Annotated in this window: 17 protein-coding genes and 3 pseudogenes; 10 read left to right on the top strand and 10 right to left on the bottom strand. The window is 59.6% G+C overall.

Features of this window, described 5'->3' with window-relative positions; genetic code table 11:
- Positions 1-155: 155 nt before the first annotated feature.
- Positions 156-2,139, bottom strand: a pseudogene (gene mnmC / locus AB4N42_RS11745) (bifunctional tRNA (5-methylaminomethyl-2-thiouridine)(34)-methyltransferase MnmD/FAD-dependent 5-carboxymethylaminomethyl-2-thiouridine(34) oxidoreductase MnmC).
- 150 nt (positions 2,140-2,289) lie between these two features.
- Here mnmC and pap point away from each other — a divergent pair.
- Positions 2,290-3,801, top strand: coding sequence for a polyphosphate:AMP phosphotransferase (gene pap, locus AB4N42_RS11750; RefSeq protein ID WP_460116221.1), 1,512 nt, complete (start codon positions 2,290-2,292; stop codon positions 3,799-3,801).
- A gap of 104 nt (positions 3,802-3,905) precedes the next feature.
- Positions 3,906-5,090 (top strand): thiolase family protein, encoded by a 1,185-nt coding sequence (locus AB4N42_RS11755; protein ID WP_030141037.1) that lies wholly within the window; start codon positions 3,906-3,908, stop codon positions 5,088-5,090.
- Positions 5,091-5,246: 156 nt separating this feature from the next.
- Here the strand turns inward: AB4N42_RS11755 and AB4N42_RS11760 are convergent.
- Positions 5,247-5,435: pseudogene (locus AB4N42_RS11760) on the bottom strand (DUF6316 family protein); the annotation flags it as partial.
- A gap of 191 nt (positions 5,436-5,626) precedes the next feature.
- On the opposite strand from AB4N42_RS11760, the gene AB4N42_RS11765 reads away from it, so the two are divergent.
- A complete protein-coding gene (locus tag AB4N42_RS11765) occupies positions 5,627-6,589 on the top strand; it encodes a DMT family transporter (protein ID WP_217860045.1) in 963 nt (320 codons plus the stop codon).
- Between the two features lie 132 nt (positions 6,590-6,721).
- On the opposite strand, the gene AB4N42_RS11770 is transcribed toward AB4N42_RS11765, so the two are convergent.
- Positions 6,722-8,116, bottom strand: coding sequence for a class II fumarate hydratase (locus AB4N42_RS11770; protein WP_030141034.1), 1,395 nt, complete (start codon positions 8,114-8,116; stop codon positions 6,722-6,724).
- Between the two features lie 191 nt (positions 8,117-8,307).
- Between AB4N42_RS11770 and AB4N42_RS11775 the strand changes: the two genes are divergently transcribed.
- The 5 genes from AB4N42_RS11775 (at position 8,308) to AB4N42_RS11795 (ending at position 12,802) form a co-directional block, all read left to right on the top strand.
- On the top strand, positions 8,308-8,829 hold the full coding sequence (locus AB4N42_RS11775) for a DUF2059 domain-containing protein (protein ID WP_030141033.1): 522 nt from the start codon (positions 8,308-8,310) through the stop codon (positions 8,827-8,829).
- Between the two features lie 12 nt (positions 8,830-8,841).
- Positions 8,842-9,141 (top strand): BolA family protein, encoded by a 300-nt coding sequence (locus AB4N42_RS11780; RefSeq protein WP_030141032.1) that lies wholly within the window; start codon positions 8,842-8,844, stop codon positions 9,139-9,141.
- A 264-nt stretch (positions 9,142-9,405) separates the two neighbouring features.
- Positions 9,406-10,347: an oxygen-dependent tRNA uridine(34) hydroxylase TrhO gene (trhO, locus tag AB4N42_RS11785; RefSeq protein ID WP_030141031.1), complete on the top strand. Its 942-nt coding sequence runs from the start codon at positions 9,406-9,408 to the stop codon at positions 10,345-10,347.
- A gap of 36 nt (positions 10,348-10,383) precedes the next feature.
- A complete protein-coding gene (locus AB4N42_RS11790) occupies positions 10,384-10,986 on the top strand; it encodes a DsbA family protein (RefSeq protein WP_187293339.1) in 603 nt (200 codons plus the stop codon).
- Entirely contained in the window at positions 10,916-12,802 is a 1,887-nt protein-coding gene (locus AB4N42_RS11795; protein ID WP_323155238.1) for an ABC transporter ATP-binding protein, read from the top strand. Before AB4N42_RS11790 ends, AB4N42_RS11795 begins: the two co-directional genes overlap by 71 nt.
- Positions 12,803-12,825: 23 nt before the next feature.
- Here the strand turns inward: AB4N42_RS11795 and AB4N42_RS11800 are convergent, their stop codons facing one another.
- Positions 12,826-14,178, bottom strand: coding sequence for a deaminase domain-containing protein (locus AB4N42_RS11800; RefSeq protein WP_460116222.1), 1,353 nt, complete (start codon positions 14,176-14,178; stop codon positions 12,826-12,828).
- Positions 14,169-17,387 (bottom strand): hypothetical protein, encoded by a 3,219-nt coding sequence (locus tag AB4N42_RS11805; RefSeq protein WP_460116224.1) that lies wholly within the window; start codon positions 17,385-17,387, stop codon positions 14,169-14,171. The genes AB4N42_RS11800 and AB4N42_RS11805 overlap by 10 nt, the downstream gene beginning before the upstream one ends.
- A 284-nt stretch (positions 17,388-17,671) precedes the next feature.
- On the opposite strand from AB4N42_RS11805, the pseudogene AB4N42_RS11810 reads away from it, so the two are divergent.
- Both AB4N42_RS11810 and AB4N42_RS11815 read left to right on the top strand, forming a co-directional pair.
- Positions 17,672-20,132: pseudogene (locus AB4N42_RS11810) on the top strand (EAL domain-containing protein).
- 79 nt (positions 20,133-20,211) lie between these two features.
- A complete protein-coding gene (locus AB4N42_RS11815) occupies positions 20,212-20,982 on the top strand; it encodes a TenA family transcriptional regulator (protein WP_206768601.1) in 771 nt (256 codons plus the stop codon).
- 211 nt (positions 20,983-21,193) lie between these two features.
- Here the strand turns inward: AB4N42_RS11815 and AB4N42_RS11820 are convergent, their stop codons facing one another.
- From AB4N42_RS11820 to AB4N42_RS11840, 5 genes are all read right to left on the bottom strand, one after another.
- The gene (locus AB4N42_RS11820) at positions 21,194-22,120 is read right to left on the bottom strand and encodes a GGDEF domain-containing protein (RefSeq protein ID WP_030141024.1); all 927 of its coding nucleotides are present in this window, start codon (positions 22,118-22,120) and stop codon (positions 21,194-21,196) included.
- Between the two features lie 357 nt (positions 22,121-22,477).
- Positions 22,478-23,218, bottom strand: coding sequence for a YciK family oxidoreductase (locus AB4N42_RS11825; RefSeq protein WP_198797552.1), 741 nt, complete (start codon positions 23,216-23,218; stop codon positions 22,478-22,480).
- A 197-nt stretch (positions 23,219-23,415) separates the two neighbouring features.
- Complete coding sequence (mupP, locus tag AB4N42_RS11830; RefSeq protein ID WP_030141022.1) at positions 23,416-24,087, bottom strand: N-acetylmuramic acid 6-phosphate phosphatase MupP; 672 nt, start codon at positions 24,085-24,087, stop codon at positions 23,416-23,418.
- 4 nt (positions 24,088-24,091) lie between these two features.
- Positions 24,092-24,790, bottom strand: coding sequence for a bifunctional 2-polyprenyl-6-hydroxyphenol methylase/3-demethylubiquinol 3-O-methyltransferase UbiG (ubiG, locus tag AB4N42_RS11835; RefSeq protein ID WP_030141021.1), 699 nt, complete (start codon positions 24,788-24,790; stop codon positions 24,092-24,094).
- A gap of 60 nt (positions 24,791-24,850) precedes the next feature.
- Positions 24,851-26,182, bottom strand: a complete 1,332-nt coding sequence (locus tag AB4N42_RS11840) for a TRZ/ATZ family hydrolase (RefSeq protein WP_198797553.1) — start codon at positions 26,180-26,182, stop codon at positions 24,851-24,853.
- Positions 26,183-26,265: the final 83 nt, after the last annotated feature.

Genomic DNA, 26,265 nt, shown 5'->3' on the forward strand with positions numbered 1-26,265 from the left:
CCGACGGGTGGGGATTGAGCAGGATTGATTTATTCGAGGTGATGCAGAACCTGTGGGAGCGGGCTTGCTCGCGAAGGCGTCTCATCAGTCAACGTCTTGGATGACTGATCCACCGCTTCGCGAGCAAGCCCGCTCCCACAAGGAAAACACTATGTTCAAGCCTTGCCCCGAATCACCGCCCGCAACGCGAACCGGTTCGGATGACACGCCTCGGCGACGCTTCGCGGCAGGGGCAGCGGTTCGTTCTCCAGCCAGGCGGCGATCAGTTCGCCGGACAGCGGCGCGGTGATCAGGCCTCGGGAACCGTGGCCGCTGTTGACGTACAGGCCGTCAAGCCAGGGGCACGGCGTATCAGGTACTTGGCGGGCGTCCTTGGCCAGGGCCGAATACGCTTCGATAAAGGCCGGGTGATCGGCCAGCGGTCCGACGATCGGCAGGTAGTCCGGGCTGGTGCAGCGAAACGCCGCTCGGCCTTCCAGTTGCGCTGGATCCAGGACTCGAGCGTTGAGCCGATCCACCAGGTCTACGGAAATCTCTTCGAGCATCTGCAGGTTGCCGGCATGCTCGGCGGCGGTGGGGGTCAGGTCGTCGTTGTGAAAATCAAAACTGGCGCCCAACGTATGTTCGCCCATGCGTGGCGGGGCCACATAGCCCTCGGCGCAGACCACCGTCGCCAGGCTTTGGCTGTGGGCGGTTTGCGGCAGGCGGGTGATCTGTCCGCGAATACGCTTGAGGGGCAGCTCGGCGGTGGGCTCGAAGCGTTTGATCTCAGCGGCGCTGGCGAGGATTGCGACGGGTGCGCAGGCCACGCAACGCGCGCCATCCCAGGCCTGCCATTGGCCGTCGACACGGCGCAGTTCCAGCACTTCATGGTGTGGCTGCAACGCGATCGCCGGGTTCGAGGCTTGCCAGCGACACAGCGCTGGCGGGTGCACCCAACCGCCTTCGGGGTAAAACAAGCCGCCGCTGGGCAAGCCGATGCTCGATTTCGCCTCGGCCTCGTCGCGATCGAGGACCTTCAAGAGACTTGCCGGAAACGCCTCGGCCAAGCGCGCCTGACGCTCGGCTTCCTTGGCGTCGAAGGCCAGTTGCAGGACACCGCAGCCGTCCCAGTCGAGGCCTCGTTGCAGCTGTTCGAGCAAGCGCCGTGTGTAGCCGAACCCGCTGAGGATCATCTGTGACAGCGCGGTGCCATGGGCCGACAGCTTGAGGTACAGCACGCCTTGCGGATTGCCGGACGCTTCCTCGGCCAGACCGGCATGACGCTCCAGCAAGGTCACCTGCCAGCCTCGGGCGGCGAGGCTGGCGGCGCTGGCGCAACCGGCCAGTCCGCCACCGATCACCAGGACCCGACGCTCGCCGACAGGCGGGGCGGGGCGGGCGTACCAGGGTTTGATTGGCGCCGAGCAGCGGGGCCAGTTCCGGCCAACCGAGGAACACGCCGCGAAGAATCTCCCATTTATGGCCGATGCCTGGCGTGCGCTTCATCTTGAAGCCCGCCGCGTTCAGCCGGCGTCGCACCCAACCGGTACTGGTAAAGGTGCTGAGGGTGGCCCCCGGCGCCGCGAGTCGCGCCAGTTCGGCGAACAGCTCGGCGCTCCACATTTCGGGGTTTTTCGCCGGGGCGAAACCGTCGAGGAACCAAGCGTCGATCTGTCCATCCAGCTGCGGCAATTGCTCCAGAGCATCGCCGATCAACAGCGTCAGGGTCACCCGCCCGTTCGCCAGGGTCATGCGCTGGAACCCCTGGTAAATCGCGACGTACTGCCCAAGCAACTGATCAGCCTGGACCTTGAGTTCGGGCCACAAGGCCAGGGCCCGGCGCAGGTCCTCGGGGCTCAGGGGAAACTTCTCGACACTGACAAAATGCAGCCGCGCCCCCGCCGACGCGCATCGCTCGAACAACTGCCAGGCGCAGAGGAAATTCAACCCGGTGCCAAACCCGGTCTCACCGATGACCAGCCGCCCACCCTCGGTCAGCGCGGCGAAACGCTCGGCCAGGTTGTTCTGCTGCAAGAACACGTAGCGGGTTTCTTCCAGGCCCGACTGGTCGGAGAAATACACATCGTTAAACACCCGGGAACGCGGGCGACCCTGGTCATCCCAGTCGAGTTGGGCGTGGTGTTGAATGGGCGTCATGACGGGCTCGGTGAAAATGAAGGCGCCATTCTAGCCGATCGGCAAGGCGTTGCTTGATCCAAGGCAAGCGTGCCTGCATCCAGAAGGAATCTGCTGCGCAGGCGCGCATCCAATCCGCTAGTCTTGCCCAATTCCTGGAAGGAGCTGCCCATGTTCGAATCCGCCGAAATCGGTCACGTCGTTGATAAAGAAACCTATGAGGCCGAAGTCCCGGCACTGCGAGAAGCGTTGCTCGAAGCGCAATTCGAGCTGCACCAGCAGGGTCGTTTTCCGGTCATCGTTCTGATCAACGGCATCGAAGGCGCGGGCAAGGGCGAGACGGTGAAGTTGCTCAACGAATGGATGGATCCGCGACTGATCGAAGTGCGTACGTTCGATCAGCAGACCGATGAAGAGCTGGCGCGGCCACCGGCCTGGCGTTATTGGCGGATGTTGCCGGCCAAGGGGCGCATGGGGATTTTCTTCGGTAACTGGTACAGCCAGATGTTGCAGGGGCGGGTGCACGGCGAGTTCAAAGACCCCCGGCTCGACCAGGCGATCAACGGTGCCGAGCGCCTGGAAAAAATGCTCTGCGATGAAGGCGCGCTGATTTTCAAGTTCTGGTTCCACCTGTCCAAGAAACAGATGAAGGCCCGTCTCAAGAGCCTCAAGGACGATCCGCTGCACAGCTGGCGCATCAGTCCGCTGGATTGGCAGCAGTCACAGACCTACGACAAGTTCGTCAAGTACGGCGAGCGCGTTCTGCGCCGCACCAGCCGCGACTACGCGCCCTGGCACGTGATTGAAGGCGTCGATGCCTGTTACCGCAGCCTCGCGGTCGGGCGGATCCTGCTCGAAGGGCTGCGCCAGGCCTTGGATCGGCCGAAGGTCAAGGCAGAAAAAGTCAACGTGGCACCGTTGCCAGCGTTGGATGATCAAGTGACGTTGATCGACAGCCTGGATATGACGCTGCGCCTGGACAAGGCCGATTATGAGGAACAGCTGATCACCGAGCAGGCCCGGTTCGCTGGCCTGCTGCGGGACAAGCGCATGCGCCAGCATGCCTTGGTGGCGGTGTTCGAAGGCAACGATGCGGCGGGCAAGGGCGGGGCGATTCGCCGGGTCGCGGCGGCGCTCGATCCGCGTCAGTACAGCATCGTGCCGATTGCTGCGCCCACCGAGGAAGAACGTGCCCACCCCTACATGTGGCGGTTCTGGCGGCACATTCCGGCGCGGGGCAAATTCACCATGTTCGACCGCTCCTGGTACGGGCGGGTGTTGGTGGAGCGGGTCGAGGGCTTTTGCAGCCGTGCCGATTGGCTGCGGGCCTACGGTGAAATCAACGATTTCGAGGAACAGCTGGCCGACGCCGACGTGGTGGTCGTGAAGTTCTGGTTGGCGATCGACAAGCAAACCCAATTGGAGCGCTTCCAGGAGCGCGAGGAAATCCCCTTCAAGCGCTTCAAGATCACCGAGGACGACTGGCGCAATCGGGACAAGTGGGACGCCTATCGCTCGGCGGTTTGCGACATGGTCGATCGCACCAGCACCGAAATTTCGCCTTGGACCTTGGTGGAAGCCAACGACAAGCGTTGGGCTCGGGTCAAGGTATTGCGAACGCTGAACGAGGCGCTGGAGGCCGCGTTCGAGCGTTCGGCCAGGCAAGCGCGGAAAAAGAACTAGCCCGATGGGCACGCATACGCGGGGTGAATGATTGTCGCGTTCGGTTATGGGGTGGATCTATCCTCGATTCCACTCTTAACCGATAACAACAATGAGGTGCCGCCATGCGTGAAGTGGTGATCGTCGACAGCGTACGGACCGGATTGGCCAAGTCCTTTCGCGGCAAGTTCAACATGACCCGTCCGGACGACATGGCGGCGCATTGCGTCAACGCGTTGCTGGCGCGCAACGACATCGACCCGGCCAGCGTCGAGGACTGCATCGTCGGCGCCGGTTCCAACGAGGGTGCCCAAGGCTTCAACATCGGGCGTAACGTGGCGGTGCTCTCGCAACTGGGCATCGGCACGGCCGGGATGACCCTCAACCGTTTCTGTTCTTCGGGCTTGCAAGCCATCGCGATCGCCGCCAACCAGATCGCCTCGGGTTGCAGCGAGATCATCGTCGCCGGCGGCGTCGAATCCATCAGCCTGACCATGAAGAGTGTCAACACCGACAACCTGATCAACCCCCTCCTCAAGGAGCAGGTGCCGGGAATCTATTTCCCCATGGGCCAGACCGCCGAGATTGTCGCGCGCCGTTATCAGGTCAGCCGCGAGGAACAGGACCGCTACGCTTTGCAGAGCCAGCAGCGCACGGCCCGGGCCCAGGCCGAAGGGCTGTTCAACGATGAAATCGTGCCGATGAAGGTCAAGTATCGGGTCGAGGACAAGCACACCGGTGCCGTGCAGATCCTGGATGGCGTGGTCGACCGTGATGACTGCAACCGTCCCGATACCACCTACGAAAGCCTGGCCGGCTTGAAGCCGGTGTTCGCCGAAGACGGCTCGGTGACGGCGGGCAACTCTTCCCAACTGTCCGACGGCGCTTCGATGACACTGGTCATGAGCCTGGAAAAAGCGCTGGCCCTGGGGCTCAAGCCCAAGGCGTTTTTTCGTGGTTTTACCGTGGCCGGTTGCGAGCCGGACGAGATGGGCATCGGCCCGGTGTTCTCGGTGCCGAGGCTGCTCAAGGCCAAGGGCCTGCAGATGGGCGACATCGATCTGTGGGAACTCAACGAGGCGTTTGCCTCCCAGTGCCTCTACAGCCGCAATCGATTGGAGATCGACAATGAGAAATACAACGTCAACGGCGGCTCGATCTCCATCGGCCACCCGTTCGGCATGACCGGATCTCGGCAAGTGGGGCATCTGGTGCGGGAACTGCAACGGCGCAACCTGCGCTATGGCGTGGTGACCATGTGCGTCGGCGGTGGGATGGGCGCGACGGGGTTGTTCGAGGCGGTTCGATAAGCGCCGCCCCTGGACTTTCGTGGCGAGGGAGCTTGCTCCCGCTCGGCTGCGAAGCAGTCGCCGCTTTTACTGGGGATGAACCGTAAGGGGGCCGCCGTGCGGCCCAGCGGGAGCAAGCTCCCTCGCCACGGGGGCTTCGAACCTTTCTGCCGGCGGTTTGGCCAGCAGCATCATGCGTTGGATATACGCCGCGACCTCCTGCTCCGCAGCCTCGCGAGTCTCGAACGGACCTTCCTGGGTGCCTTCGCGCGTATTGAAATAAAACTCGCCGTTTACCCGACAGATCCGGTCACTGCGGAATATTGTCTTCGGGGCGTCTGTATCTTGGGCGCGCGTTCCTGGCATTTCGGGTCTCCATAGGGGGGCAGCGTGGTCGTCTCAATTGAGCATATGTGGTGTCGTCGATTTGCGCCTGTCCAGCCGATCGACGGCTACGACCCGTACAATTCCATCAGCGGCGAATGCCCAACTGTGCCTGTGTGCACCGATCGATCCGGGCCTAGAATGGGCGTTCATGTCTTGGCTTCGAGGGTTGCATGCACATTTCGTCCGGTCGCTGGGTCTACGGGCTGTTCCTTGCCTTGTTGACTGCCCTGTTGTGGGGAATCCTGCCGATCAAGCTCAAGCAAGTGCTGCAGGTGATGGACCCGGTGACGGTGACCTGGTTTCGACTGATAGTGTCCGGCAGCCTGCTCTTCGTCTATCTGGCGGCCACCCGGCGCTTGCCCAGCCGCAAGGTGCTCGGGCCCCAGGGTGGTTGGCTGGTGGGGATGGCGGTGCTGGGGCTGGTGGGTAACTACGTGCTGTACCTGATGGGCTTGAATCGCTTGAGTCCCGGCACCGCGCAACTGGTGGTGCAGATGGGGCCGATCATGTTGCTCGTTGCCAGCCTGTTTGTGTTCAAGGAGCGTTTCAGCGTGGGGCAGGGCATCGGCTTGCTGGTGCTGCTGATCGGTTTCGCGCTGTTCTTCAACCAGCGCCTTACCGAGTTGCTGACCTCCCTGAGCGACTACACCGCGGGCGTCTTGCTGGTGCTGCTGGCCTCGACCGTCTGGACGTTCTACGCCCTCGGCCAGAAGCAACTGTTGACGGTATGGAATTCGTTGCAGGTGATGATGGTGATCTACCTGTTCTGTGCGCTATTGCTGACGCCTTGGGTCCATCCGCTGGAGGCGTTGCAACTGAGTCCCCTGCAAGGCTGGTTGTTGCTCGCTTGCTGCCTCAATACCTTGATTGCCTATGGCGCGTTTGCCGAGGCGCTGGCCCATTGGGAAGCTTCGCGGGTCAGCGCGACCCTGGCGATCACGCCGCTGGTGACCTTCGCCGCCGTGGCGATGGCGGCCTGGTGGTGGCCCGATTATGTTCATGCCGAACAGATCAACCTGCTGGGGTATGGCGGGGCGGTGCTGGTGGTGCTGGGATCGGCGCTGGTTGCATTGGGCCCATCGCTCATCGCCGGGCTCAGGGCCCGGCGGGAGCGTTTGGCTGTCAGCCGCTAGACCGCATCATCGTTCTTCGCGAGCAAGCCCGCTCCCACAGTGGATCAGTGATGATCGCAATATCGCATCCACCAAAAGATCCTGTGGGAGCGGGTTTGCTCGCGAAGGCGGCTTGCCTGCCTTGGATGAAACTCAGCCCTGCCCGCCAGCCTCCAGCATGTTTTCCGGCCGGACCCAGGCCTCGAACTCCTCATCGGTGAGGTACCCCAACTGCAACGCAGCCTCCCGTAGGGTCAGCCCTTCGCTGTAGGCCTTCTTGGCGATTTCCGCCGATTTGTCGTAGCCGATGTGCGGATTCAGCGCCGTCACCAGCATCAACCCACGTTCCAGATGCGCCGCCATCTGCTCGGCGTCCGGTTCGAGGCCGGCGATGCAGTGCTGCTGGAAGTTGCTGCAGCCATCGGCCAGCAGGCGGATCGATTGCAGCAGGTTGTGGATGATCACCGGCTTGAACACGTTCAATTGCAAGTGGCCCTGGCTGGCGGCAAAACCGATGGCCACGTCGTTGCCCAGTACCTGGCAAGCCAGCATCGACAAGGCCTCGCACTGGGTCGGGTTGACCTTGCCGGGCATGATGGAACTGCCCGGTTCGTTGGCCGGCAGTTTCACTTCGGCAAAACCGGCGCGGGGCCCGGAACCCAACAGGCGCAGGTCGTTGGCGATTTTCATCAGCGTCACGGCCAGGGTTTTCAACGCGCCAGACAACGTGGTCAGCGGCTCATGCCCAGCCAGGGCAGCGAATTTGTTCGGCGCGGTGACGAAGGGCAAGCCGGACAGCGCCGCCAATTCAGCGGCAATCGCTTCGCCAAAACCATGGGGCGAATTGAGCCCGGTGCCCACCGCCGTGCCGCCCTGGGCCAGCTCGCAGACCGCTGGCAAGGCTGCGCGAATCGCCCGTTCGGCGTAGTCGAGCTGGGCAATGAACGCAGACAGCTCCTGGCCGAAGGTGATCGGCGTGGCGTCCATCATGTGGGTGCGTCCGGTCTTGACCAGTTTCATGTGGCGCGCCGCCAGTTCCGCGAGGCCGCCGGACAATTCGCTGATGGCCGGCAGCAACTGCTGGTACACGGCCTGGGCGGCGGCGATGTGCATGGCGGTTGGGAAACAGTCGTTGGAGCTCTGGGACCGGTTGACGTGATCGTTGGGATGCACCGGGCTCTTGCCGCCGCGAGGATTGCCCGCCAGCTCATTGGCGCGCCCGGCAATCACCTCGTTGACGTTCATGTTGCTCTGGGTCCCGCTGCCGGTCTGCCAGACCACCAGGGGAAACTGGTCGTCATGCTGGCCGGCCAGCACTTCATCGGCGGCCTGTTCGATCAGGCGGGCGATGTCGGCGGGCAGGTCACCGTTGCGGTCATTGACCCGCGCGGCGGCCTTCTTGACCAGTGCCAGGGCGTGCAGCACCGACAGTGGCATGCGTTCGTTGCCGATGGCAAAGTTGATCATGGAGCGCTGTGTCTGGGCGCCCCAATAGGCCTCATCCGGGACTTCAACCTGGCCAAGGCTGTCGGTTTCGATACGGCTCATCGGGTCAAACTCCTGTAAGGCTGAATGCGCAGTTTAGGCCCTGGTGGGCGTTAGCGGTTCCCTCAATCTAGGAGCGTGCGGTTCGGTCCGTCAATCGGACCCGCCAAGGGTCGGGGTTGAGCCCCGGCGTTTTTTAGGCGCAGAATGGTCGCCCTTGGGGTTTTACCTCGCCTGTTAGATAAGGAAACTCGATGACCCGTCTTCGTGCCATCTGTACCGCAGTTGCTCTGGTGTGTGCCAGCGGCCCTGTCCTCGCCGATACCGCCAGCCACAACGCCAGTGCCGAAGCGTTCCTGACCCTGGCGCACGCCGACAAGCTGGGTACCCCGGTGTACATGCAAGTGCAGCAGATGTTTGCCCAGCGCTTCGAGCAGACCAAGGCTCCGGAATCGAAAAAAGCCACCCTCGAGACTTACCAGGCCAAGGCCAACGCCGCGCTGGACCAGGCCATCGGCTGGAACAAGCTCAAGCCGGACATGGTCAAGCTCTACACCAGCAACTTCAGCGAGTCGGAGCTCAAGGACCTGGTGTCCTTCTATCAGTCTCCCCTGGGCAAGAAAGTCCTGGAAAAAATGCCACAGCTGACCCAGCAGTCGGCGCAACTGACCCAGGCCAAGCTTGAAAGCGCCGTACCGGTGGTCAACAAGCTGCTGGCGGACATGACCGCCGAGCTCGAACCAAAAGCCGCCGCGCCGGCCAAGAAAAAGCCCTGAGCGGAGCCCCGCATGAGCATGCAACAACGCATTGAATCGACCCTCGGGCTCTTGCAGCCCGAGCACCTGCAAGTGCTGGACGAGAGCCATATGCACAGCCGTGGGCTGCAAACCCATTTCAAGGCGGTGGTGGTCAGCCGGCAGTTCGAAGGCCTCAATCGGGTCAAGCGTCACCAGAAGGTCTACGGCACGCTGGGCGAGCTGATGGGCGAATTCCACGCGCTGGCGCTGCACACCTACACGCCTGAAGAGTGGGCACAGACCGCCGCGGCCCCGGCTTCGCCGACCTGTGCGGGTGGTAGCAAGCACTGATTGCCAGTGGTGAGGTTGCTTGTTGTGGCGAGGGGATTTATCCCCGTTGGCCTGCGAAGCGGGCCCATCCGGAGGGAAGCCTGGCGCCTGCTTCGCAGCCGAGCGGGGATAAATCCCCTCGCCACAGGGCAATGTACCGGCCTTGCAATTGCAGTCCTGCAACCCATATGTTTTTGCTAGAATCCGCAACGCGCCGCTCACCCGGCGCGTTTTTTTTCGCATCCGGTTCACCCTTTGCGAGGGTAGCCACCTGGAGAAATACCCATGACACCACCCATTGTCGTGGCGGCACTGTATAAGTTCGTCACCCTGGAAGATTACGTCGAGCTACGCGAGCCCCTGCTCAAGGCGATGCTCGACAACGGCATCAAAGGCACGCTGCTGATCGCCGAAGAAGGCATCAACGGCACCGTTTCCGGCACCCGCGAGGGGATCGACGGGTTGATGGCCTGGCTCAAGAACGATCCGCGCATGGACGACATCGACCACAAAGAGTCGTACTGCGACGAGCAGCCGTTCTACCGCACCAAGGTCAAGCTCAAGAAAGAGATCGTCACCCTCGGCGTGGAAGGGGTGGACCCGAACAAGCGGGTTGGCACCTATGTCGAGCCGCAGGACTGGAACGCGCTGATCAGCGATCCGGAAGTGTTGTTGATCGATACCCGCAATGACTACGAAGTGTCCATCGGCACTTTCGAAGGCGCCGTCGATCCCAAGACCGCCAGCTTTCGTGAATTCCCCGAGTACATCAAAGCCAACTTCGACCCGAGCCGGCACAAGAAGGTCGCGATGTTCTGCACCGGCGGCATTCGCTGTGAAAAGGCCTCGAGCTACATGCTCGGTGAAGGTTTCGAAGAGGTCTATCACCTCAAGGGCGGCATCCTGAAATACCTCGAAGAGGTGCCCCAGGAAGAAACCAAATGGCGCGGCGACTGCTTTGTATTCGATAACCGCGTGACTGTGCGCCACGACCTCAGCGAAGGCGACTACGATCAATGTCATGCGTGCCGCACGCCGGTAAGCGTTGAAGATCGCGCTTCGGAGCACTACGTGCCGGGCATCAGCTGCCCGCATTGCTGGGACAAGCTGAGCGAGAAGACCCGTCGCAGCGCCATCGACCGGCAAAAGCAGATCGAGCTGGCCAAGGCTCGCAACATGCCTCACCCGATCGGCTACAACTACAAGCAATCATCCTCCGAGGCTTAAGCCATGGCATCGCGCCTGCTGTATGTGATGGACCCGATGTGTTCCTGGTGCTGGGGCTTCGCTCCGGTGGCGCAGGCATTGGTCGAGCAGGCGCAGGCCGCAGGCGTGGAGTTGCACCTGGTGGTGGGCGGCTTGCGCACCGGCAGCGGCTCGGCCCTGGAGCCGACGACCCGGCGCTACATTCTTGAACATTGGCAGGCGGTCACCCAGGCCACCGGCCAGCCGTTCAACTTTGAAGGGGCATTACCCGACGGTTTTGTCTACGACACCGAGCCTGCTTGCCGGGCGTTGGTGACGGCTCGCAGCCTGGCGCCGGACCTGGCCTGGAAACTGGTGAAGCTGATCCAGCAGGCGTTTTACGTCGAAGGTCGCGACGTGACCCGCGCCAGCATCCTGGTCGAGTTGGCCGAACAGGCCGGGCTGCCGCGGATCGAGTTCGCGGCTGCATTCGACCGTGCCGACCAACACGCTGCCACCGCTGCGGATTTCACCTGGGTACAAGACCTTGGCATCGCTGGCTTCCCCACGCTGCTGGCCGAACGTGACGGGCAATTGGCCCTGCTGACCAATGGCTACCAGCCCCTGGAGCAGTTGGCGCCATTGCTCGGCCGCTGGCTGGAGCGGGCGACCTGTGCCTGATGACCTGCCCAACGTCAACGCGTCGGCCCCGGCGCCTATCGATCGGTTGAGCTGGGCAGAAATCCGTCGCCTGGCCCTCAAACATAAAAAAGCCTTGTGGATCGCCAACGGCGTGGCCGTGCTGGCCACCTTGTGCAGCGTGCCCATCCCGTTGCTGCTGCCGCTGTTGGTGGATGAGGTGCTGTTGGGCCACGGCGATGCGGCGTTGAAGATCATGAACCTCGCCTTGCCAACGGCTTGGCAGAGCGCGGCCGGTTATATAGGACTGATGCTGTTGGTCACCCTGACGCTGCGCTGCTGCGCCTTGGTGTTCAACGTGTTGCAGGCGCGCCTGTTCGCCAGCCTGGCCAAGGACATCGTCTATCGCATCCGTGTCCGGCTGATCGAACGCCTGAAGCGAATTTCATTGAAGGAATACGAAAGCCTGGGCAGCGGTACCGTGACCACGCACCTGGTCACCGACCTCGACACCCTCGACAAGTTTGTTGGCGAAACCCTTAGCCGCTTCCTGGTCGCCATGCTGACACTGGTGGGCACTGCCAGCATCCTGATGTGGATGCACTGGAAGCTGGCACTGCTGATCCTGTTGTTCAACCCGCTGGTGATCTACGCCACGGTGCAGTTGGGCAAACGGGTGAAGCACCTGAAGAAACTGGAAAACGACAGCACCTCGCGCTTCACCCAGGCCTTGACCGAGACACTGGATGCGATACAGGAAGTGCGCGCCGGCAATCGCCAGGGTTTTTTCCTCGGGCGGCTGGGGATGCGCGCCAGGGAAGTGCGCGATTACGCGGTGAACTCGCAGTGGAAAACCGACGCCTCGAACCGTGCCAGCGGTCTACTGTTCCAGTTCGGCATCGATATATTTCGCGCCGCGGCCATGCTCACCGTGCTGTTTTCCGACCTGTCCATCGGCCAGATGCTGGCGGTGTTCAGCTACTTATGGTTCATGATCGGCCCGGTCGAGCAATTGCTGAACCTGCAATACGCCTTTTACGCGGCGGGCGGAGCCTTGAACCGTATCAACGAACTGCTGGCCCGGGCGGATGAGCCGCAGTACAGCGGCGGCGTCGACCCGTTCACGGGGCGCGACACCGTAGGCATCGATATTCAAGGGCTCTCGTTCGGCTACGGTGAGGAGAGGGTTCTCAACCGATTGAACCTGTCCATTTCGCCGGGTGAGAAGGTCGCTATCGTGGGTGCCAGCGGTGGCGGTAAAAGCACATTGGTGCAATTGCTGTTGGGCCTCTACACACCCCAGGCCGGCAGCATCCGGTTTGGTGGCGCGACGCAGCAGGAAATCGGCCTCGAAACCATCCGCGAAAACGTCGCGGTGGTGCTCCAGCACCCCGCGTTGTTCAACGACACGGTGCGGGCCAACCTCGCCATGGGCCGCGACTGCAGCGACGAGGCCTGTTGGCGGGCATTGGAAATTGCCCAGCTCGACGCCACGGTGCGAGCGCTTCCCGCAGGTTTGGAGAGCGTTGTCGGACGTTCCGGCGTCAGGCTTTCGGGCGGGCAGCGCCAACGCCTGGCGATCGCTCGCATGGTGTTGGCCGATCCACGGGTGGTGATCCTCGACGAAGCCACGTCCGCCCTGGACGCGGCCACCGAATACAACCTTCACCAGGCATTGGCGCGGTTCTTGAGTGGGCGGACGACGCTGATCATTGCCCACAGGTTATCCGCGGTGAAACAGGCGGACCGGGTGCTGGTGTTCGATGCCGGGCAAATTGCCGAGGATGGTGACCACCAGCAGCTGATCGCCGATGGTGGTTTGTATGCCAGGCTTTATGGGCATTTGCAGCGGCATTAAGGAATAGCAACCAAGGATTCAGTTTAGCTATTTGTCGGACACTTACGTTTCCCCCAAGTAACGTTCAGGGCATCTGCACCACGCAAATGACCGAACTCCTTCATCACAATCGCGCAGGAATCGCATGGCGGCAAGGTTGTGGCAATAGTGATCGACCGGATATCTCCATTATCCGGATATTTTTCGCTGATATAACTGATCAGCTTGCTCTCGCTGTCGCCGGACGTAATGGGATTCATTGTCTGCGAGCTGCCGGCCGTGGGGTGCGGTATCGCTAGCAGCGATTCGCCTTCTTTCGTTAGAAGAAGAGAGGTGGGATCTGTGCCGCCTTTAAGCGCGTCCACGTTGTAGTAGGTGACGTCGCCAATTTGCAATTGATTTCCTTCACGGAATACGGGGAGATGCCGGGTATAGTCGTTGATGCCGGAAACACTGACATAGATTTCAACTCTTCCTGATGTAAGAGTGACCTCGGCAAAAGCAATGTTTTTTTGAGATCCCGGAAGGATTTTTTTTAATTCTCCCATAGCGTGTTCTATAGAAAGCTCTCTTTTTTTAAAAATGTCGCCAAAGATGGAAGTTGTTTTGTTCTGTATGTTCTGAGGGGAAAGGTGGACGGGGCTCCATAAAGCCGTTCCAGCAGGCATTTCACAGACTAGCAACCTGGTTCTTTGATCGAACATCAAGGCTTCGGCAGGAGATGTGTCGACTTGGGCCCAATCCATATTCCTCGGAGGGTTAGCGGTGGTGCCGATAGGTATCGAAACTTTTTCAAGTCTTTCCAACGCTTGGTTAACTAGTTCTTCTCCGTGGAGTCGCACGGTATTGTTTGCATTAAGCGACCCCTCATAGATTCGCTTCAGTTCCTCTCCATACCCTTCGGCCAGTTCACTGGATTCCAGTTGTCGTAGCTTCAATGTTTCGGATTTATTCTTGGCGAGATTTCTAAGGACGTAGTATTTGTCATCTAGTTTGGCGAAAATATAGTTGAAGTCCGGGTTGAGATCGGGAACCATGATCGCCCCGACTCGACGGATGTCGTTGATGTCCTCGGCGATGCCGGTGATCTTGATACCCGCATATATGCCCGTCTGAAACTCTATCGTTACGTCTACTATTGATTTAGGTTTGACTGTTTTTTTACTCAGGCCGATCCATTCCGGCTTGCCTTTATAGGGCGCATATTTGCCATTTTTGACTTCATATATCTTCCCTTGTTTGTAGAACACTTCGTGGCCTCTAATGCTCACGGGTTCGACGAGAACATCGGCAAACCAAGGCGCCCAGCTTTTGCCTCCAATGTCCGTTCCCAGGGCAGGGCGCTTGGCGACTTCACCGGTCAATGAGTGAATGTTGCAAGTTTGATCTAGCGGCATGGCAATTTCCTAAAGTTTTTAGTGGCATCCAAGGTATCAACTCTGCGCAGGGCGCCGTCTTCCAGTCGATAGGGAACATCATCCAAATAAAAGGTGCGGCTGCCGTTGACCTCCAATACCTCTCTTATGTGGGTTTTGTCAGGGATGTTGAAGAAACTATCGGTTTCGGTTTTGCCCAGCAGGTCGTATCGGGAGGGCCCCAACGACAATTCGGAACGTTCAGCTGTCAGCGCAGGTCCATAAGGCTTGGTGGAAAAAGGGTCGACCAACCGAAAGTCGGGTTTGCCTTGGGGTGCGATATTGCGCACCGGGACATCTTCAATTCCATAGACTGTGGCTATTTGATCTTTCGTTGACAACGGGCGCCATCGGCCCGGATCGGTCGCTTGAGGTACGCCTTGGGGAAAGTCGTATCGACCGGCTCTGCCAGTTAATCGCTTGAGACGGATAAACCCTTTTTTACTGAGCCTGAACAGGCTCACGCCACCAGCCTTGAGCAGCGAGGGAATACCATCAAGTGGATTCAAGGTGGAGTTGATGAGAACGCCTATTTTTTTTGCAAGTAAAGGCAGTTTTTTCGTGAAGGTAAGTTTGCCGCCCGCACTGATTATCTTCATGGAGCCGGACGCAAACTTTCCAAGGGGAAGTGCGAAGGCTGCGAGGTCTACGAATAAACCAAACAAACCTTCATTTACTTTTCTTCTATCACCTGATCTCAGATTTTCTATGCTTTCCCAAAACGGAACGAATGATTTTATTACGCTTACTACCTTATCAAAATTCGCCTGCTGGGTATCAAATTTGGTTTGGCCGTAACAGGCGCGGCGCAACGCTGTTTCATCAATAAAAAGCAAGCGGTCGGCAATGTGATTAGCGATCGACTGAATGGAGGTTGACTCCAAGGTAGTAGGGATGATGTTGGGAAGATCATTGTTCATTAATCTGCCCAATGTGCCGCCGATGTGGTCCATGATGGCTTGGCATTGCATATTTCTTTCGGGAACGGTTCCGTTGACGTGAGCATTCCAATCAAAAGGGAGCTGTTTATTTTTATCTTCGATCGTTAATGGGATGCCGATTTGGATTTGCTGGGCAGGGTTTATCTCAGTTCGGGGTGCAATACCTGGATTGAAATGGTACGGCATGATATCCAATCGGGGGCGAATCACACCCGCTCGCGGTACAAGTTCGTAGTGTGTTACGTTGTCGCGGTAAGTCGCTTCCAAAATAAAACCACAGCGGGCTCGGGAGGCTAGTGTTTCGTCTTGTAATTGAAACACGCCACCTATATCCCCAGTGGGTTGTCTAAGGCTGTATAGCCTGATGGTGCCGTATTCCAATGCCCGTCGATCAAGCAGAGGAAGCGATGCGAGTAAGTTAATTATTAACTGCTGGTAGGCGCTGCTAATCAGCTTGATATAATCCTTGAACTGGTTGTCGAATGTTTGCTCTATATTTTGTGGTTTTTTTCCTTTAAATTTGCGACCAAAAAGATTGGTGTTTAATATTCCCTCTTCAGATAGCGTTAACCATGCCGAAGAGGGCGGGTTGATGTACCATTTTGCTTTGCTCAACTCTCCAGATGCATACACATCAACGAGCGAATAAGAGGAGTGGACTCGCGGGCCGCTTCTAAATGTAGGAGTCCCGGTGGGGAAAGCGGAGGCCTCCCTCAGCAGTGTCCAGTCTAAGAAACGGGTATGCCCAAATAGCTTTGTCAGCTCAAGGGTTGCCATCTTCAGTCTGTCGGGCGGCTGTTTGTCGAGATCGACGATAGCGCTATTTAACTGGGCGATAGTCTCGTCGAGTTTTTGCATTGCTTCTTCGATAGCCTGCGGCGAGTGGCCTCCATCGGTGCGTTCGGGAAGGAAGCCATTGGTGACCGCCCAATCCGTAGCAGGTTGGAGTCTTGTGAGTGAGACCAGATTAAGATCTTCGGCGTTGCCCTCAGCCATATATTCGGTGGGTAGGTTAATCAGTTGTTGGACGCTTAGTCGTTGCAGCAGCATCGGATCAATCGCATTTGCGAGATGTACGCCATGAACAAAGTTGACCCAGATGGTCGAGCTCCTGTAGGGCAGTTCCGAGGGAATGTCAGGGATCTGGAAGTCCAGGGGAAACGATGAGCGATACAAACAGGCCAGCAGGATGGATTCATTCACCGATGAAGCGTGTTTCGAAGCAACCAGGTGTGACTCGAACGCCAGCGATATCGCTTCGTAGCTCTTGCCCCAATTGGAGTGCACCTGCCATTGATAACCGGCGATAGCATCATCTGGTTCGTTTTTGCCCGCTAATAACCAAAGATCGATGGCTTTGACCAGCAATTTGATTCGTACGTTTGGAGCACTGTCTTCGCCGTGACCACCGCCGTACCAGTTCAAGGCTCGCAACAGAGCTTCCGTCAACACCTCGGACTCTTCTGAAAGCAGGATTTTTTCGAGATAAAACGATGGCTTTGCTCGTAGGTCCTGAATCGTCAGGCTGGCTATGTCTATCGGACTCAGGTGGGCCAGTAATGATGTACGAAGGTGGGGAAGGCGTTCACGCATCGTCTCCATAATCACATCGTCGACGGATCTGTTCTCAACGGCGGAGCCGTGACCCAGTTCGTCGAGACGGACTGCGTCTCCCAGTCCCAACACGTGACGGGCACGCTTTTCTTCGAGTGCCTGAATCACGTCTTCGCGTTGTTTTTCATCAAGCGGATCCCAGAGGGGTACGCCGTAATACCAGGCCATTCTTGCGAATGTAACCTCGCTGCTTTGGCGAATTTGGCCCCCCAGTTTTCGAGCGGCTTTTTCAATATTGGGAAGCCATAAGTCCCACACCGGATTTTTGCCCAGTGGAATTGCGACGGTGACCTGGCTGTCTCTCGCAAGTGTTTCATAGACGGCTTTTCCATCTATCAAGGTGACGGTCAAGGGATAGTATGGCGCGCCCACCCTTGTGCACTGTGTCCGATAATCTTCATGTTGCGCCAGTGCCTGAAGCGAACGCTGTCCGGCTTCATCCTCCAAGTACATCGGAGAGCAACGCTTGGGTTTCACCAAGGTGTTTGCAAGTACTTCGGGTTGCGTGTTCCGGAGCAGTGAGAGCAAAGAGTCATAGTCCCCCAGTAGGCCTTGATGTTTTTCATCAGGCGACGGGACTGGACTCAGTGACGGGTCAATTAGAGGGTTGGGGGTTTGTAGTAATGACATGTCCATTTTTTCTCGGTAGTAGATACGGCTCTCAGGCGGCGTTGTCATTCGCCATGCGGGGAGGTTCGTATCAAAACACCTCAGAAAAAATCGTCGTGGTATATATGTATACGGTGTGAAAAATATAAGGGGGCGTCTAAAAGACGACGCTTACCCTCTTCGGACTCCAGGTACCGAGGTTCAGTGCGTCAAATAAATGGACAGCCTCTTGCGGGGAGCTGCTGCGCCTCCTAGTCTTGCAAGGATGATTGGCGTCAATGCTGATCGCAGTTACCTGTGCAAGGGACCTCATGAAGCAAAAGCGGACTCTCGGAACTCCTCGGCTGTTGGGCATCGTCTGGCCTTTTATAGCAGTTGTCCTGTTTCAAGCCCTTCTGGGAGGCGTCAGTCTTTACGTATTGTCGGCAGTTCGCGGTTATGTAGCAGGGGAAAGCCTTTGGTCCAAGGGCCAGAAAGACGCCATTTATTACCTCAATCTTTACGCTGACAGCCGTGACGAGGCGATTTTTCTCAAGTACCAGCAAGCCATCGCCGTGCCCGAGGGCGGTCACGAACTGCGGGTAGCACTGGACCGCCAGCCGCCTGATCTCGACGCCGCGCGGGCCGGGATTCTCAAGGGTGGCAATCATCCCGACGACGTAGCCAGCGTGATCTGGCTGTATCTCAATTTCCGTCATTTCAGCTATCTGGAAGAAGCTATCGATCTCTGGACGGTGGGTGATGGCTACCTGATTGAACTGGACAACGTCGCCCGGCAGATGCACGCCAACATCAGCACCGGCCAAGCCTCGGAAACGGATATCCGCGGCTGGAAGGCACAGATCTTCGCCATCAACGATTCCGTAACCCCAGCCGCGAAGGCCTTCAGCGATGCCTTGGGCGAGGGGTCGCGGTTTATCCTGCGCCTGTTGCTGGTGACCAATTTCGCCACGGCCCTTGGGTTGATTGTCCTCGCGCTGTTGCGCACCCATAAACTGCTGGCCCAGCGGCAGGTCTTCGCCAATGCGCTTCAGTTGGAGAAGGAGCGGGCCCAGATCACCTTGCAATCGATTGGCGACGGCGTGATCACCACCGACGTCGAGGGCGCGATTGCCTACATGAACCCTGCCGCGGAAGCGATGACCCATTGGAAAGCCGAGCACGCCACGGGGTTGCCCCTGGCGGCGCTGTTCAATTTGCTCGATGACAATGCCCAGACGGAAGGGCTGACCTTGATCGAGCATATCCTGAGCGGACGATTGGGGGGCGGCAGCGAGCATTCCAAGTTGATCCAGCGCCTGGACGGCAGCACGGTGTCGGTCACCCTGGTGGGGGCGCCGATCCGCCACGCCTAGCAAGGTCAGTGGTGCGGTGCTGGTGCTGCACGACATGACCCAGGAACGCCAGTACATTGCCAATCTGTCCTGGCAAGCCACTCACGATGCGCTGACCGGCCTGGCGAACCGCCGCGAATTCGAATACCGCCTTGAACAAGCCCTGCATAACCTGACCCGCCAGGTTGGGCGCCACGCCCTGATGTTTCTCGATCTCGATCAGTTCAAGCTGGTCAACGACACCTGTGGCCATGCGGCCGGTGACGAGTTGTTGCGGCACATTTGTGCCTTGCTGCAATCGGGGTTAAGGGAAAACGACACATTGGCCCGCTTGGGCGGCGATGAGTTCGGCATCTTGTTGGAAAACTGCTCGCCGGAGGCCGCGGAGAAAATTGCCGAAGGCCTGCGCCAGACCGTACAGAACCTGCATTTCGTGTGGAAAGGCCGGCCATTCGTGACCACCGTGAGTATCGGCCTGGTGCATATCGCCCAGAGCCCGACCACCTTGGAGGCATCCCTGCGCGCCGCCGACATGGCCTGCTACATGGCCAAGGAAAAGGGGCGCAACCGGGTCCAGGTCTACCATGCCGACGACTCGGAGTTGTCCCTGCGCTTCGGCGAGATGGCCTGGGTGCAGCGCTTGCACATGGCCCTGGAGGAAAACCGTTTCTGCCTCTACGCCCAGGAGATCGCTGCATTGGGCCCGGGGGATCATGGCGGTGGGCATATCGAGATATTGCTGCGCCTGCATGACGAGGCCGGGCGGATGATCCTGCCTGACAGCTTCATTCCGGCGGCGGAGCGCTATGGCTTGATGACGTCGTTGGACCGCTGGGTGGTGGAGAATGTCTTCAGGATCATTCGCCAATGCCTGAACGAATCCCGGCAAGGCCCGTTGGCCATGTGTGCGATTAATCTGTCAGGCACGACTATAGGAGATCAGGCGTTCCTGGACTTCTTGCGTAAACAGTTCGCGGCCTACTCGATTCCGCCGGAAATGATTTGTTTTGAAATTACCGAGACCAGCGCCATTTCGAATCTCGGTAGCGCGATTCGCTTTATCAATGAACTCAAAGGTTTGGGCTGTTATTTCTCACTGGATGACTTTTGTGCCGGAATGTCTTCATTCGCTTACCTGAAACATTTACCTGTAGACTTCTTGAAGATCGACGGGAGTTTCGTAAAGGATATGCTGGACGACCCGATCAACCGGGCAATGGTCGAAGTGATTAATCATATCGGCCATGTCATGGGTAAGCGTACGATTGCCGAGTTTGTTGAAACGGCCCAGATCGAGCAGGCATTGCTGGAAATCGGTGTGGACTACGCTCAGGGGTATGTCATCGAGCGGCCACAGATGTTTACCTGTGACACGTTGCAATGTAGGCCGGCCAGGCCTCAGCCGTTGTTGTTCAAGGCCCCCGGCACGTTCCGCTGAAACTCTTGTTGATCCGCAGAAAATCACAATCAAAAGGAGCCCGACAGTGATCGACACATTCAACCGAACAGGCCCGCTCATGGACGCCAAGAGCTATCCGCAATGGGCACAGCAGCTCATTGCAGATTGCGGCGAGAGCAAGCGCCGGGTTGTAGAACACGAACTGTATCAACGCATGCGCGACAACAAGCTCAGCGCCAAGACCATGCGCCACTACCTTATCGGTGGTTGGCCCGTCGTCGAACAGTTCGCCTTGTACATGGCACAAAACCTCACCAAGACACGCTTCGCTCGCCATCCCGGCGAGGACATGGCGCGCCGCTGGCTGATGCGCAACATTCGAGTCGAACTCAATCATGCCGATTATTGGGTGAACTGGAGCGCCGCTCATGGCGTGACACTCGAAGATCTGCAGGCGCAGCAGGTGCCACCTGAGCTGCATGCGTTGAGTCATTGGTGCTGGCACACCAGCTCGGCGGACTCGTTGATCGTGGCGATTGCCGCGACCAACTACGCCATCGAGGGCGCGACCGGGGAGTGGTCGGCGGTGGTCTGTTCCAGTGGCGTCTACGCGGCGGCTTTCGCCGAGGAAGACCGCAAGCGGGCCATGAAGTGGCTGAAGATGCACGCCCAGTATGACGATGCCCACCCTTGGGAAGCGCTGGAGATCATCTGCACCCTGGCGGGCATGAATCCGAGCAAGTCGTTGCAGATGGAACTGCGCCAGGCCGTCTGCAAAAGCTACGACTACATGTACCTGTTCCTGGAGCGCTGCATGCAACTGGAACACTCGGGCGTTGTAGAGAAAACTGCGCCCAGCCGTGAACGCCTGGCGTTGGCGGGTAGCTGATCCCCTATAGCTTGACCCTCCTGTGGGAGCGGGCTTGCTCGCGAAAGCGGTCTGACCTTCAACCTTGCGTTGACTGATCCGGCCCCTTCGCGAGCAGGCTCGCTCCCACATTGGTTTTGTGGTGACCAGAAGTTTCAAGTGCGCCGCCATTCCCTTGTGGGAGCGGGCTTGCTTGCGAAGGCAATGGGTCGGTGTTCAGAGCGTTTGGGCTTCAGCCCGCCATCGTCAGCCGGTTCCGACCTTCGCGCTTGGCCACGTATAACGCGCTGTCGGCCCTGCGCAACAGGCTTTCAGCGGACTCACCCGGCAGCAGCGTTGCGCATCCCAGGCTGACGGTCAGTTCGATCCGAGTGCCCGCAGCAAAGTAATCCTGTGCCTGGGCGGCGTAACGCAGCCGTTCGCCGACCATGGCCGCCGCGTCCCGGCTGGTATTGGCCAGCAGGATCAGGAATTCTTCGCCACCAAACCTGAACACCATGTCCACATTGCGCAGTTGGCTCTTGATCGAGTCGGCCACGGCTTTCAGCACTTCGTCGCCGACGCCATGCCCATGGCTATCGTTGATACGCTTGAAATGGTCGATGTCCAGCATCAACAGCGAGAGTGGCTGCATGTGACGCCTGGCCATGTCGATCTCACGTTCCAGCGTCTGGTCCATGGCGATACGGTTGCCGGTACCGGTCAGCGGATCGCGCAAGGCGCTTTGCGTGGCGGCGCGATAGAGCAAGGCGTTGCGCAGCGGGAAAAACAGCGTGGAGAGTATCGACTCGAGTTCGCTCTGCTCCGAGTTGGCGAAGCGCTGGTTGCGGCGGAACACCAGTTCACCCAAGTGTTCGCCTTCATGGCTAAGGTTGTAACTGAGGCTGTGATGTCCGCGCTGGCCGAATTCCAGCCGCAAGTCGCTGGGTTTGTGCTGGTAGGCCAGCGCATCCAGGGGCACCAGCCGCTGCACTTCGCGGAAGAACAGGCCGAGGATCCGTTGCGGCTCCAGGCTGGTCTGCAACTGCTGGCTCAATTGCTGGCGCACTTGTGAAAGGCTGACGGGCCGCGTCACGAGCGGCGACGGCTGGGCCAGGCCCAGGCGCTGCAGCTTGGCGCTGTCAAAGTCGATCGCATTGGTCTGCGTGGGCGTTTTCATATGGCGTGAGCCCCTAACTGAGTCGATCCTGGCCGGCGGGTGAAGCGGCACTGGGCTACGCGTCGTACTGGTCCATCAGTCCCGAGGGACATTGATCTGAGTTTAGTCCGCTTTACTTGCGCTGGCGGATTGCGTCTCAACGTCCATTGCTTGCCGGACATGGCGTGCTTGAGTGGTTAGAGCGAAAGTCGTGCCATTCGGTTCATCTTTAAAAAAATACGCGAAAAAACAGCATGTTACCGTCGGGTTAGGGGCGATAAGAGGGGCGGCTGGCGGCAAGGTCTTGGCGCTTCGCTGGGTAATGCACCGAAGGCGTCTGCGCCGCGACGGTAAACCGCCGCGACGGGAGGCGGGCAGTTATTGCGCGTTGAAAGCCTGGCCATTGATGCCTTGGCTGTCCGGCCCCATCAGGTACAGGTAGACCGGCATGATTTCTTCAGGCGTCGGGTTGTTGAGCGGATTTTCCCCCGGATAGGCCTGGGCCCGCATGCTGGTGCGGGTGGCGCCGGGGTTGATGCTGTTGGAGCGCACTGGCGCAACGGTGTCGACTTCGTCGGCGAGCGTTTGCATCAGCCCTTCGGTGGCGAACTTGGAGACGCCATAGGCGCCCCAATACGCCCGGCCCTTGCGCCCGACGCTGCTGGAGGTGAACACCACGGACGCGTCCTTGGACAGCTTCAGCAATGGCAGCAGGGTGCTGGTGAGCATGAACATGGCATTGACGTTCACGTGCATCACGCGCATGAAATTCTCACCGGACAACTGCTCCAGGGGCGTGCGTGGGCCGATGATCGAGGCGTTGTGCAGCAGGCCGTCGAGGTGGCCGAACTCGGTCTCGATCATGGCGGCCAGCTCATCGTATTGATGGGGCAGGGCGGTTTCGAGGTTGAAGGGGATCACTGCCGGCTGTGGATGACCGGCTGCTTCGATTTCGTCGTAGACCTGGGTCAGGTTGGCCTCGGTCTTGCCCAACAACAACACGGTGGCGCCATGGGCGGCATAAGCCTTGGCGGCAGCCGCTCCGATACCACGGCCGGCACCGGTGACCAGAATGACGCGGCCTTCGAGCAGGTCGGGGCGGGCGGAGTAGTCAAACATAAAGAAACCTCACGAAACAAAACAATGCGTAGTGGTGCGCAGTTGTGGCGAGGGGATTTAGCGAAACGTCGCACCGCCCCGCTGGGTTCGATTTGATGTACTGCGGTGGCAGATATATTTTGGGGGCGCTTCGCGACCCAACGGGGATAAATCCCCTCGCCACAGCAAGCTCCCTCGCCACAAAAGCGGTACTCAGATCAGCAACTGCACAACGCGTTATCCAGCACTTCACGCAGCGCCAGGGGATGGTCGATCACCACATCCGCGCCCCAGTGCTTGGGGTTGTCGTCCGGGTGGATGTAGCCGTAGGTCACCGCGCAGGTCTTGGTGCCGGCGCTGCGGCCGGACTCGATGTCCCGCAGGTCATCGCCCACGAACAGCACGCTGGCCGGGTCCAGGTCGAGCATCTTGCAGGCCAGGATCAACGGTTCCGGGTCCGGCTTGCTGTTTTTTACGTGATCGGGACAGATCAACACTTTCGAACGCTCGGCCAGGCCCAACTGCTGCATGATCGGCTCGGCAAAGCGTACCGGCTTGTTGGTGACCACGCCCCAGATCAGGTTGGCCGCCTCGATGTCGGCCAACACTTCGGCCATGCCATCGAACAGATGGCTGTGGACCGCGCACCCCTTGAGGTAACGGTCGAGGAATTCCTGGCGCAGCTCCTCGAACCCCGGGGATTCCGGGTCCATCGAAAACGTCACCGCGACCATCGCCCGGGCACCGCCGGAAATTTCGTCGCGGATGTGCTGGGTGTTCATCGGCGGCAGGCCACGGTCGGCGCGCATGGCCTGGCAGATGGCGATGAAGTCTGGCGCGGTGTCGAGCAGCGTGCCGTCCATGTCGAAGAGAACCGCTTGGAGACGCATCGACTTATTCCTCGCGCAGGGTCTGGATCATGTAGTTGACGTCAACGTCGGCGGCCAGCTTGTAGTGCTTGGTCAGCGGGTTGTAGGTCAGGCCGATGATGTCCTTGACGGTCAGCCCGGCCATGCGGCTCCAGGCGCCCAGTTCGGAAGGCCGGATGAATTTCTTGAAGTCATGGGTGCCGCGTGGCAGCAGCTTCATGATGTATTCGGCGCCGATGATCGCGAACAGGTAGGCCTTCGGGTTGCGGTTGATGGTGGAGAAGAACACCTGGCCGCCGGGCTTGACCATCTGGAAGCAGGCGCGAATCACCGATGACGGGTCCGGCACGTGTTCCAGCATCTCCAGGCAAGTGACCACGTCGAACTGCCCGGGCATTTCCTCGGCCAGGGCTTCGGCGGTGATCTGCCGGTATTCCACGCTGACGCCGGATTCCAATTGATGCAGTTGCGCAACGGCCAGCGGCGCCTCGCCCATGTCGATGCCCGTGACGGTGGCGCCGCGCAGGGCCATGGCTTCGCTGAGGATGCCGCCGCCACAGCCGACGTCGAGGACTTTCTTGCCGGCCAGGCTGACCCGCTCGTCAATCCAGTTGACCCGCAGCGGGTTGATGTCGTGCAGCGGTTTGAATTCGCTCTCCCGGTCCCACCAGCGATGGGCCAGGGCTTCGAACTTGGCGATTTCAGCGTGGTCGACGTTGCTCATGTGCAGATCCTCGAAAAACTTGAAAAATCAGTGACCCCGAGCCGTGGCTCAAGGGGCGTGCTATTCGTTCTGGCCGCTCACCCGGCGGCCCCAGGCCTGGGCCGTGGCGGTCAGTTGCGCCTCGTCCATGCGAGTCAGGCGACCGTCCTCCAGCAACGGCTTGCCGGCCACCCACAGGTGTTTCACGCAATGGCGGCCGGTGGCGTAGATCAACTGCGAAACCGGGTCATAGATCGGTTGTTGCGCCAGGCCGGACAGGTCGAAGGCCACCAGGTCGGCAGCCTTGCCGACTTCCAGTGAACCGACGATCGACTCGATACCCAGCGCGCGGGCGCCGTTGAGCGTGGCCATGCGCAGGGCCCGATGGGCATCCAGCGCGGTGGCCGAGCCGGCGACGGCTTTCGCCAGCAGGGCGGCAGTGCGGGTTTCGCCCAGCAGGTCCAGGTCATTGTTGCTTGCCGCGCCGTCCGTGCCGACCGCGACGTTGACGCCGGCCTGCCACAGGCGCTCCACCGGGCAGAAACCGCTGGCCAGTTTCAGGTTCGATTCCGGGCAATGGATCACGCTGCAGTTGTGTTCTACCAGCAGGGCCTGGTCCTCGTCGCTGACCTGAGTCATGTGCACCGCCTGAAAGCGCGGTCCCAACAGGCCAAGCCGGGCCAGCCGCGCCATTGGCCGCTCGCCAGTGTTATCCACAGCCTGCTGCACTTCGAAGGCGGTTTCGTGAACGTGCATGTGAATGGCCGCGTCCAGTTCCTCGGCGATCACCCGGATTTTCTCCAGGTTCTCGTCGCCGACGGTGTACGGCGCGTGCGGGCCGAATGCGACTTTGATCCGTGGATGGTGCTTGAGATCGCCAAACAGCTCGATGCCCTGACGAATGGCGTCGTCGGCGCTGGCGGCACCGGGTATCGGAAAGTCGAGGATCGGGATGGCGATTTGCGCGCGGATGCCGCTGTTATGGACACGCTCGCTGGCAACCTTGGGGTAGAAGTACATGTCGGAGAAACAGGTGATGCCGCCCTGGATCTGCTCGGCGATCGCCAGGTCGGTGCCGTCGCGGACGAAGTCTTCATCGACCCATTTGCCCTCGGCGGGCCAGATGTGCTGTTCGAGCCAGGTCATCAGCGGCAAATCATCCGCCAGGCCGCGGAACAGCGTCATCGCCGCGTGGCCGTGGGCGTTCACCAGGCCCGGGCTGAGGAGCATGCCAGGCAGTTCGCGGATTTCCGTGGCATCGCACTTCATGGCTTCGGCCCGTGGCCCGATGAACACGATGCAACCATCACGGATGCCCAAACCATGATCCTTGAGCACGACACCGGCGGGTTCGACAGGCACCAACCAGGTCGGCAGCAATAATAAGTCGAGCGCAACGGCAGGCTTGGGCATCGTGGAACGGTTCCATGGGTTATAAAGGATGGCGAAGTATACCCGAGCGTCTTCGCGGAGGGATCGCTATAATCGGCGGCTTT

The organism is Pseudomonas sp. H2_D02, from assembly GCF_054677635.1.